Source organism: Bradyrhizobium sp. UFLA06-24, assembly GCF_054967145.1.
This window is the reverse complement of record NZ_JADFUE010000075.1, coordinates 16366-27368: the sequence shown is the minus strand read 5'-3', so window position 1 is coordinate 27368 and position 11003 is coordinate 16366. Positions and strand designations below refer to the sequence as shown.

Here is an 11003-nt window from a genome sequence, read left to right as displayed (position 1 = left end):
TCGAGCCGCTTCAGCAATTCGCGGTCCTCGTCCGACAGCGGCAGCTCCTTGTCCTGCTTGATCCATGGCATGAAGCCGGGCACCGGCGACAGCGTCACGAAGGTGTCGAGCTTGGGCAGCTCGCGGCGCAGCTCCTCCACCACCTGCTTGATCAGGAAGCTGCCGAACGAAATGCCGCCGAGGCCACGTTGCGTATTCGAGATCGAATAAAAGACGGCGGTGCGCGCCTTCTCGGTCGGCAGGTACTGGCGATCCACCGCCAATAGCGGCGCGATCGCGCCTGGGATCGTCTCGGTCAGCGCCACCTCGACGAAGATCAAGGGCTCGTCGACCATCGCGGGGTGGAAGAAGGCGTAGCAGCGGCGGTCGACCGGATCGATGCGGCGGCGCAGATCGTCCCAGTCGCTGATCTCGTGGACGGCCTCGTAGCGAATGATCTTTTCGAGGATGTTGGCCGGGGTCGACCAGTCAATCCGGCGCAGCACGAGAAACCCCCTGTTGAACCATGACGAGAGCAGATGCGAGATGTCGTGGTCGAGCGCGGCGAGATCGGTGTGTCCGTTCATCATGCCGAGCAGGTCGGCACGCATGGCGACGAGATCGCCGGTGCCGCCCGGCGCGCGGTTGAGGCGGCGGATCAGCTCCTGCCGTCGCGGTTCCGAGGCGAAATGCAGCGCGCTCGCGTCCTCGTCGCTGGGCTTGGTGCGCCACGTTTCGATCGCCTTGGTCAGGCGCTCGCGGTCCGGGCCGAAATCGCGCACCAGCCCTTCGAAGAAGGCGCGGCGTCCTGCCGCATCCAACTCCCGGTAGATGTCCAGCACCTCGCGCGCCATGGCGGTGCCGGAGGCCTCGCCCCGACCCGACAGTAGCGCGCTGCAGAGCGCGATCAGCCCGTCGGCGTCCTGCCTGGTATCGGCGGAATCCCCACGTCGCAGCAGCGTGCGGCCGCGCTCGGAAATGGTGGCAAGCAGGTCGGAGAAGAAGGCATTGGCCATCTGGGCTTTTCGAATCCGGGTTTGTGCGGTGCGGAAGCTTACACGGGATTTAAGCGGAAGCCGATCACAATCAAGCGGCGGAATGCGGCATCTTTAGTCGGGCTGTGCGCTTGGAGAATGCCGTCATGCCGGGTGAGGGTTGAGTGCCGCCACACAATCGCTGTCATGCCCCGGCTTGACCGGGGCATCCAGTACGCCGCGGCTTCTCGGTTCTAGCCGCGCTGTCTCGGAGTACTGGATCGCCCGGTCAAGCCGGGCGAGGACACCGAGTGTGTTGCAAACTCCGTCGGCGTCCGCCCGGTCACCTGGCGAAACGCGGCTGAAAACGCCGGGACGCTGGCATAGCCGAGCTGGGTCGCGAGCTGCTTTACCGAGACATTGACATCGGTTGACAAAAGCTGGATCGCGGACGCGATGCGGGCGCGCTGGCACCAGCTCTTGAAGCTGAGCTGCGTCTCGGTCGAGAACAATCGCGACAGCGTCCGTGCGGAGGTTCCGACCTCCCGCGCCAGCGTGTCGATGTCGTGGAGGCCCGTGGGATCGTCGAGCACGATCATTGCGGCGCGGCGGCAGCGCGGCTCGTGCGGCAGCGGCACGAAGGTCGCGGAATCCTCGGCCTGCTGCAACTCCAGCATCACCAGGCGGACCAGGAGCTCGGTGCGCTCCTCGGTGTTGCGCGAATCGAACAGCGCCAGGATCGCCTGGTTGAGCAGCGGCGACACCCGCACCACGAACTCCCTGGTCAGTCCCTCATAGCGCTTTTCGCGCTTCAACCAGGCGAGGTCGAAATAGAGCGTGCGCATCTCGATGTCGGCAAGCAGGTCGATGGCGTGCTGGAGCCCGGCCGGCACCCAGACCGCACGGTCCGGCGGCACCAGCCAGCGTCCGCCTGGTGTCGTCACCTGCATCGTGCCCTTGGCGGCATAGATCAACTGCGCCTCGCGGTGCATGTGCGGATCGATCCGCATGCCCCTGGGGTAGTCGCGCGCGACCAGGTGCACGCCCGCCGGCGAGCGGTGGTTGCTCCGGACCTCCCGCAGGATTGGCGTTTCCAAGATTGGCGTTTCCAAGACAGTCATTGGCAGCATCCCGTCATGGCCATGACATATAACTCATTTCGGAGCAGGAGAGGATTCCGAATGAACAGCCCCGGCAGGGTCATCAGTTTCGTCAACGCAGGCCATTTCATCGACCATTATTCGATGCTGATCTTCGCCGCCGCCGTGATCATCATGGGGCCGGCGCTCGGCATGGCTTATTCGGAACTGCTTCCTTACGCGACTCCGGGGTTCATCGCCTTCGGCGCCGGCTCGCTGCTGACGGGCTGGCTCGGCGACCGCTGGAGCCGTCGCCACATGATGCTGATCTTCTTCGTCGGCATCGGCCTCTCCATGATCTCGGTCGGCTTCGTGCAGACGCCGCTGCAGCTCGGCGCCGCGCTGCTCGCGATCGGCGTGTTCGCCTCGATCTATCACCCGGTCGGCACCGCGATGATCGTGTCCTATGCCGACAGGCTCGGCCGCGAGATGGGCATGAACGGCGTCTGGGGCAATCTCGGCGTGGCCTCATCCGCGCTGGTCACCGGCGTGATCGGGCAATATCTCGGCTGGCGCTTTGCCTTCATCATTCCTGGTATCGTCACCATCCTGATCGGCTTCGCCTTCGCGATGATGGTCGTGCACGAGGACCGCAAGGGCTCCAAGCAGGCGGCCGCGCAGGCGCGCGTCGCCAAGCAGGACATGTGGCGCGTGGTGCTGTCGCTGCTGATCGTGGTGATCGCGATCTCGACCACGTTCAACGCCGTCACCGTCGCGCTACCGAAACTGTTCGCGGAGCGGCTCGCGGATCTGACCAGGAGCCCCGCGCTGCTGGGCGTCATCGCGGCCTGCGTCTACGTGTTCGGCGCCATGACGCAATACACGATCGGCCGGCTGCTCGACCGCTATTCGCTGAAGACGGTCGCCTTGCCGCTGTCCTTCATGCTGGCGCCGTTCCTCTATCTCGCGGCGAGCCTGAGCAATCTGCCGCTGATCCTGGTGTCGATCGGCATCGTGATGGGCGCGTTCGGGCAGGTCACGGTGAACGATGCCATGGTCGGCAAATACACCAGCGAGGAATGGCGCTCGCGCGCCTATGCCGTGCGCTATTTCATCGGTTTCACCGCGGCGGGCGCGTCGGTGGGCCTCGTCGCCTGGCTCTACGAGCAAGGCGGCTTCGTCACCATGCTGCACGCGTTTGCAGCGCTGTGCCTGCTGGCGATCGCGGCGGCGATCATTCTGCCGCGCGAGATCCGCACGCCGGCGGCGGCGTGAGGGCGAGACTCTCTCCACGCGTCATTGCGAGGCGCTCAGCGACAATTGCGTAGCAATTTTGCGCGGCTGCGACGAAGCAATCCAGACTGCGTCCGCGGAGGGACCCTGGAATGCTTCGCTGCGCTCGCAATGACGGCGGATGGGACGGCACCTTGACCCGCCCGAAAGTCAGGGAACCCCGTCCACCCCCCGCAAGTTCTATCCCGGTGCCCCGGCACTCCGCCGGGTCAGCGAACGGGGGAAAAGCACCTGCATGCAGTGGAGCCTGCTCCGACCGGTCGGCCTTGTCCCCGCGGCGCTCATCCTCACCACCATCGCCGCCGGCGCGGAGGGCGGCAAATCGGCCGGCCCGTCCGAATTCCTGCTGGTGACGCAGATCGTGCTGCTGATCGCGGTCGGCCGCGGTCTCGGCGAGATCATGCAGCGGATCGGCCAGCCCTCGGTGATCGGCGAATTGCTCGCCGGGATCCTGCTCGGACCGTCGCTGTTCGGCTGGCTCTGGCCCGAGGCGCAAGCCGCGATCTTTCCGAAGGCACCCGAGCAGAAGGCGATGCTCGACGGCATCGCCCAATTCGGCATCCTCCTGCTGCTCCTGCTCACCGGCATGGAGACCGACCTCAAGCTGGTCAGGAAGATCGGCAAGGCCGCGATCGCGATCTCGATCGCCGGCATTTTGGTGCCCTTTGCCTGCGGCTTCGCGCTCGGCGAGTTCCTGCCCGATGCGCTGCTGCCGAAGCCGGAGCAGCGCCTCGTCGCATCGCTGTTCATGGGCACGGCGCTATCGATCTCCTCGGTGAAGATCGTCGCCGTGGTGGTGCGCGAGATGAACTTCATGCGCCGCAACGTGGGCCAGATCATCGTCGCGACTGCCGTGATCGACGACACCATCGGCTGGATCATCATCGCCGTCATCTTCAGCCTCGCCGCGCAAGGTGCGCTGGACATTGCCTCGGTGGCGAAGGCGGTGCTGGGCACGCTCGCCTTCCTCGCGGTCAGCTTCACCATCGGCCGCCGGCTGGTATTTCAGCTGATCCGCTGGGCAAACGACAATCTCGTCAGCACGGCGGCGGTGATCACCGTGATCCTGTTGCTGATGGGCGCGATGGCGCTGATCACCCATGCGATCGGCGTCCACACCGTGCTCGGGGCTTTCGTCGCCGGCATCCTGGTCGGCGAGTCCCCGATCCTGACGCGGCAGATCGACGAGCGTCTGCGCGGGCTGATCTCCAGTTTCTTCATGCCCGTGTTCTTCGGCCTTGCCGGCCTCAGCGCCGATCTCTCGGTGCTGCGCGATCCCAATCTCCTGATGCTCACCGGGCTCCTGGTCGTGATCGCCAGCGTCGGCAAGTTCGGCGGCGCCTTTGTCGGCGGCACCGTCGGCGGTTTGAGTACGCGAGAGTCGCTGGCGCTCGCGAGCGGAATGAACGCGCGCGGCTCGACAGAGGTGATCATCGCCACCATCGGTCTCTCCATCGGCGTCCTCAGCCAGAATCTGTTCACGATGATCGTCACCATGGCGATCGTGACCACGATGGCGATGCCGCCGATGCTGCGCGCGGCGCTGGCCGGGCTGCCGATGAGCAAGGACGAGATGGAGCGCCTCGAGCGGGAGGAGTTCGAGAAGCGCGGCTTCGTTGCCAATCTCGAGCGCCCCCTGCTGGCTGTCGACGAGAGCGTCAATGCCACTTTCGCTTCGCACGTCATCGGCCTTCTCGCCGGCATGCGCGGCCTGCCGATCACCGTGCTGCATATCGGCAAGCGCGCCAAGGAGCAGGAGAGGGGCCGCGACGAGGAGGAGAGCCACGAGGCCGTGGTGAAGAGGGCCGCCGAAACCGTTTCCGCCGGCGGAGACGGCGACACCGGCAGTGTCGATGTCGTCACCCGCGCCAGGCGCGCCGAACTCGGCGAGACCATCACCGACGAAGCGCGCAAGGGCTTTGATCTCCTCGTCGTCGGCATCGACAAGGTCGCCGTCGCCAAGGATCGCTTCGATCGCAGGATCGAAGACATCGCCACGAAATTCGAGGGACCGCTCGCGATCGTGGCGGCGAAGGGCAAGCATCTGAAGCAACCGATGCCGGATGCGCTCAACATCCTCGTCCCGGTCTCCGGCAGCGGCATCTCCAAGCGGGGCGCCGAGGTCGCGGTGGCGCTGACGCAGGCCGGATCAGGCTCGCTTCGGGTGATCTATGTCGCGACGACCCGGGACAAGGGCGCGCAGCGCGGCGCCTCTCGCGGCTTGAGCCAGGAAGCCGGCATCCTCAAAGACGCCAGCGATCTCGCCGCCCGCTACGACGTCGACATCACCACCACGTTGCGGGTGAACCGGGCACCGGAATCGGCGATCCTGCGCGAGATCGACACCACCGATGTCGACCTCGTCGTCATGGGCGTCGACCGCATCCATGCCGATCATCTCTCCTTCGGCGGCGTCGCCGACGCCGTGCTCAGGCAGTCGAAGGTGTCGGTGCTGCTGGTGTCGAGCGGGGAAGCGCGGCAGGTGTCAGGCGAGAAGGCCTAGCTCCGCCGTCATTGCGAGCGCAGCGAAGCAATCCAGAATCTTTCCTCGGAGACAGCCTGGATTGCTTCGTCGCATCAGCGCAAAATTGCCACGCGATTTTGTCGCGAGCTCCTCGCAACGACGGAGGAGGCACATTACCCATGCGGCCCATCATGCCATTATGCCGGTGTTTTGCCCGACGGCGCAGGCGAACTTCTGCAAAAACGAAGTTTGTGAACCTTTTCTACCCCATCCCTACTGTGCATGGGGTTGTTTTTAGGGCTTCACCTCCGCGACCGCCTTCGGCGCCTTCTTGCTCGCGCGCCAGTTCTCGAACCGCTGCACCACCACGAAGAAGGCCGGCACGAACAGCACCGCGAGGCAGGTCGAGGCCAGCATGCCCGAGAACACGGTGATGCCGATCGACTTGCGCGCGCTGGCGCCGGCGCCGGTCGCGAGCACCAGCGGCACCACGCCGAGGATGAAGGCGAACGAGGTCATCAGGATAGGACGGAAGCGGGCGCGCGCCGCTTCGATCGCGGATTCGATGATCGGCTTGCCGTCGCGGCCGTGCAGCTCGAGTCCGACCTCCACGATCAGGATGGCGTTCTTGGCCGACAGCGCGATCAGCAGGATCAGGCCGATCTGGCAATAGAGGTTGTTGTCGATCTTGAGACCCGAGAGGATCAGCATCGGCCCGAGCAGCGACAAGGGCACCGCGAGGATCACCGAGATCGGCGCGTACCAGCTCTCATACTGGCCGGCGAGCACGAGATAGACCAGCAGCATGGCAAGGCCGAACACCCAGTAGATCTGGTTCGAGACGGCCTTCTCCTGGTAGGACATCGCGGTCCATTCATAACCGGTGCCCGGCGGCAGCGTCTTGTCTGCGATCTCCTCCATCAGCTTGAGCGACTGGCCGGACGAATAGCCCTGCGCCGGCAGGCCGATCACGGTCGAGGAGGGATAGAGATTGTAGAGGCTGATCAGGGAAGGACCGGTGGCCGGCGTGATGGTGGCGACGGTGCCGATCGGGATCATGTCGCCGTTCGAGTTGCGCACCATCATGTTGGCGATGTCGCGCTCGGTGACGCGGAAGGCAGGATCGGCCTGGGTGTAGACCTGGAACACGCGGCCGAATTTGTTGAACTGGTTGACGAAGGACGAGCCGAGATAGGTCGACAATGCCGCGAACACCTGGTCGGTCGTCACGTGCAGCGTCTGGGTCTTGATGCGGTCGATCTCGACATTGAATTGCGGCACCGACGAGCGGAACGAGGACTGCACGCGCTGGAGCGCGCTCTGGCTCTGACCGTTGCTGACCATCGCCCCGGTGATCGCCTGGAGTTTCGCGAAATCGCTGTTGCCGTCGCGCAGCTCGACCTGCATGGAGAAGCCGGCGGCGTTGCCGATGCCCTGAATGGGCGGCGGCGGCAGCACCAAGGTGCGCGCCTCCATGATATCGGCGACCTTGTCGTTGAGGCCGTAGACCAGCGAGCGCAGATCCTCGCCTTTGCCGCGCGCCTCCCAGTCCTTCAGGATGATGTAGGCGACGCCGGCATTGGCAAGGCTGGCGCTGTTGTCCAGCGCGGAGATGCCGGCGATGGTGATGACCTGTTGGACGCCGGGCGTATCCTTGATGATGTCGGCGGCCTTGTCGAGCACCTTCTGGGTCCGCTCAAGCGAAGCGCCGTCGGGCAGTTGCACGGCCGCGATCAGATAGCCCTGGTCCTCGATCGGCAGGAAGCCGGTCGGCACCCGCGACAGGCCGTAGCCGCTGGCCCCGATCACCAGCAATGCGAACGCGACCGAGACGGTGGCGTGCTTCACCAGGAACGTGATCAGCCTGGTATAGCCGCGCTCGACCTTGTCGTAGACGGCGTTGAAACCGCGGTAGAAGACGTTGCGCTGCTCGGGCGGTACTGACGGCCGCAGCCATAGCGCGCATTGCGTCGGCTTCAGCGTCGCCGCGTTGACGGCGGAGAGTAGCGCGGTCGCGGCGATCACCAGCGCGAATTGCGAGTAGATGCGCCCGGTGAGGCCGGCGAGGAACGAGGCCGGCAGGAATACCGAGATCAGCACCAGCGTGATGCCGACGATCGGCGCGAACAGCTGGTCCATCGCCTTGATCGCGGCGTCGTGGCCGTTCATGCCTTTTTCGATATTGTGCGCCGCGCCTTCCACCACGACGATGGCGTCGTCGACCACGATGCCGATGGCGAGCACGATCGCGAACAGCGTCGACATGTTGATGGTGAAGCCGAGCGCCGCCATCGCCGCGAAGGCCCCGATGATGGTGACCGGCACGGTGGTCGCCGGCACCAGCATCGCGCGCCAGTCCTGCAGGAACACCAGGATCACGATCAGCACCAGGAGGCCCGCCTCGATCAGGGTCATGTAGACCTCGTGCACCGAGGCGTTGACGAATTTCGTGGTGTCGAACGGCGTGTCGTACTTGATGCCTTCCGGAAAGCGCTTGGCAAGCTCCACCATCTTCTTCTCGACGGCCTGTTCGACCTCGAGCGCGTTGGCGCCGGGCGACTGGAATACGCCGATGCCGGTGGCGGGCTGCTTGTTCAGCGAAAAAATCTGGCTGTAGGTCTGCGCGCCGAGCTCGACCCAGCCGACGTCGCGCACCCGCGTGACGTCGCCGCTGGTGCCCGATTTGACGATGATGTTCTCGAACTGGCTGGTGTCGTCGAGCCGGCCGTTGACGTTGAGGGTGTACTGGAACGCCTGTCCCGGCGGCGTCGGCGGCGCGCCGACCTGTCCGGCGGAGACCTGCTGGCTCTGCTGCTGGATCGCGTTGATGACGTCCTGCGGCACGAGCCCACGGACTTGCAGCTTGTTCGGATCGAGCCAGACCCGCATCGAATACTGGCCGGCACCGAACACCGTGACATTGCCGACGCCGGGCAGGCGGGAGAGCTCGTCACGGATGTTGATAGTGGCGTAGTTGCTCAGGTAAAGGCTGTCGAAGGTCTTGTCGGGCGATGTCAGCGTCACGAACAGCAGGATCGAGGTCGACCGCTTCTGCACGGTGACGCCCTGGTTCTGCACGGCTGACGGCAGCTGCGACAGCGCGCTGGAGACGCGGTTCTGCACCAGCACCTGCGCGAAGTTGAGATCGGTGCCGATCTTGAAGGTCACGGTCAGCGTGTAAGTACCGTCGGAGCCGCTGTAGGACTGCATGTAGAGCATGTCCTCGACGCCGTTGACCTGCTGCTCGATCGGCAGCGCCACGGTGTCGATCACGGTCTTGGCGCTGGCGCCCGGATAACGCGTCGTCACCTGCACCGTGGGCGGCACCACATCGGGATATTGTGCGATCGCGAGGTTGAACAGCGCAACGCCGCCGATCAGGATCATCAAGAGCGCGATGACGTTCGAGAGGACCGGCCGCTCGATGAAGAATTTTGAGATCATGGCTGCCAGCCCCTACTTGCTCGCGGCCTGCGGCTGCTCGATCTTGGTCTGCTGCGGGTCGATCTTCTGGCCCGGAATGACGCGCAGCAATCCTGACGTGACCACGCGATCGTCGGGCTTGAGGCCGCTTTCGATCACGCGCAGGCCGTTGTCGACTGGCCCGATCTGCACCTTGCGCTGCTCGACCACATTGTCCTTGTTGGCGACCAGCAGATACCGTCCGCCCTGATCGCTGCCGAGCGCCGTATCAGGGACCAGGAGGGCGTCCTTCTCCTGGGTGAAAGGCACCCGGACGCGGACGAAATAGCCTGGGAGCAGCACCCGCTTGTCATTGGGCACGAGTCCGCGCACGGCAAGCGTGCCGGTCGATGAATTGAGGGTCGGCGCGACGTAGTCGAGCTTGCCCTCGTGCGGATAGCCGGTCTCGGTCTGGAGGCCGATTTCGATCGGGAATTGCTTGAGGTCGGCCGCGGTCAGTCCACGGCGTGCGGCCTCGGCACGGATGCGCAGCACGTCCTGCTCGTTGACGGTGAAGTTCACATAAATCGGATCCATCGCCACGATGGTCGCGAGCTGCGTCGGGGAGGAGACGCCGACGAGCTCGCCGACCGAGACCATGTGCGCGCTGACGATACCATCGAATGGTGCGGTCACCCTGGTGTAGCCGTAATTGACCTCGGCGAGCCTGGTGTTGGCCTGGGCCTGCTGGAGGTTGGCTTGCGCGTTGTCGCGGGTCGATGTCGAGGTGTCCAGGGTCGCTTGCGAGACCGCCTGTCGCTGCACGAGGTCGCTCTGCCGCTTGAAGTCGGCCTCGGCCTGGCGGAGCGATGCCTGCGCGCCCGTCTCTGCCGCCTGCGCCTGCTCGAGCTTGAGCTTGTAGGTCTCGGGCTCGATCGTGAACAGCTGGGTGCCCTGCTTGACGAAGGTGCCGTCGGTGTAGTCGATCGTTTGCAGAAAACCCTGCACGCGCGCGACCAGATCGACGCTCTTGATCGGCGCGGTGTTGCCGGTGGCCTCGACATAGCGCGTGACAGGACGCTGCACCGGCGTTGCGACATCCACCTTCGGCGGCGGCGGCGCGACGAACGTGTTCTTGTCCTCGCAGCCGGCGAGCGCAGCCACGGCTGCCGCAGCGGCCCAGGCCCGTCCGATATGCCTCCGCGCACGTTGGAATTGCGTGGGATCGGCGGGATTCGTTGCGGTCATTCGGTGGCCCCCGATGATTGTCTGTTGCCGGGGCAGGCTACCAACAAATGCCGAGCCGTGAAACACCATAGCCATGGCAGTCACAGCCCTTGCACTGCAAACAGTGGCGTGGCCTGTGACAGCTTTGTCATGACAAACCGCTTTTCATCGCGGGCACGATCGACCAGAATTGTTTCAAAGGCAGCGTGACGCAGACCATTGAGCCACGTGGATTTTGCGGCTTCCTCGCGATGCACTACGGAGGCCTGAAGCCAGAAGAGGTGATGGGCGTCGTGAACTTCAGCGGCGGCTGGTACCCGTACGGACCGGTGACTACACCTTACTATGCGAACGCCGGTCGCGGTGCGGGCGACAAGGTCAAGCAGCTCTGGCTCTATGCCGACAACGACCGCCTCTACAAGGAGGAGCTGATCCGCGAATATCACCACGCGTTCGCCGCCGCCGGCGGCAGCGCACGTTTCGAGCTGCTGCACGGCGTCCCCGGCGACGGCCATTTGCTGCGGCTCTATCCCGAGCGGTGGCGCGCCATCGCCGACGAGTATCTCAGCTCGCTTGATCGATAGC

7 protein-coding genes are annotated in these 11003 nt (G+C 64.9%); 3 read left to right on the top strand and 4 right to left on the bottom strand.

The window, feature by feature from the left end:
• The coding region (locus IF809_RS33580) for a malonyl-CoA decarboxylase domain-containing protein (RefSeq protein ID WP_462839695.1) at window positions 1–995 on the bottom strand (995 nt) is incomplete at its 3' end.
• A gap of 212 nt (window positions 996–1207) precedes the next feature.
• Complete coding sequence (locus IF809_RS33575; RefSeq protein ID WP_462839694.1) at window positions 1208–2083, bottom strand: AraC family transcriptional regulator; 876 nt, start codon at window positions 2081–2083, stop codon at window positions 1208–1210.
• 51 nt (window positions 2084–2134) lie between these two features.
• Between IF809_RS33575 and IF809_RS33570 the strand changes: the two genes are divergently transcribed.
• Both IF809_RS33570 and IF809_RS33565 read left to right on the top strand, forming a co-directional pair.
• Entirely contained in the window at window positions 2135–3307 is a 1173-nt protein-coding gene (locus IF809_RS33570) for an MFS transporter (protein WP_462839693.1), read from the top strand.
• Between the two features lie 253 nt (window positions 3308–3560).
• The gene (locus IF809_RS33565) at window positions 3561–5828 is read left to right on the top strand and encodes a cation:proton antiporter domain-containing protein (RefSeq protein ID WP_462839692.1); all 2268 of its coding nucleotides are present in this window, start codon (window positions 3561–3563) and stop codon (window positions 5826–5828) included.
• Window positions 5829–6083: 255 nt separating this feature from the next.
• Here the strand turns inward: IF809_RS33565 and IF809_RS33560 are convergent, their stop codons facing one another.
• Both IF809_RS33560 and IF809_RS33555 read right to left on the bottom strand, forming a co-directional pair.
• Window positions 6084–9233 carry an efflux RND transporter permease subunit gene (locus IF809_RS33560; RefSeq protein ID WP_462839691.1) on the bottom strand — a complete coding sequence of 1050 codons (3150 nt, stop codon included), beginning with the start codon at window positions 9231–9233 and terminating at the stop codon, window positions 6084–6086.
• Window positions 9234–9245: 12 nt separating this feature from the next.
• Window positions 9246–10439: an efflux RND transporter periplasmic adaptor subunit gene (locus IF809_RS33555; RefSeq protein ID WP_462839690.1), complete on the bottom strand. Its 1194-nt coding sequence runs from the start codon at window positions 10437–10439 to the stop codon at window positions 9246–9248.
• A 185-nt stretch (window positions 10440–10624) separates the two neighbouring features.
• Here IF809_RS33555 and IF809_RS33550 point away from each other — a divergent pair, with 185 nt between their 5' ends.
• Window positions 10625–11002 carry a hypothetical protein gene (locus IF809_RS33550; protein WP_462839689.1) on the top strand — a complete coding sequence of 126 codons (378 nt, stop codon included), beginning with the start codon at window positions 10625–10627 and terminating at the stop codon, window positions 11000–11002.
• Window position 11003: the final 1 nt, after the last annotated feature.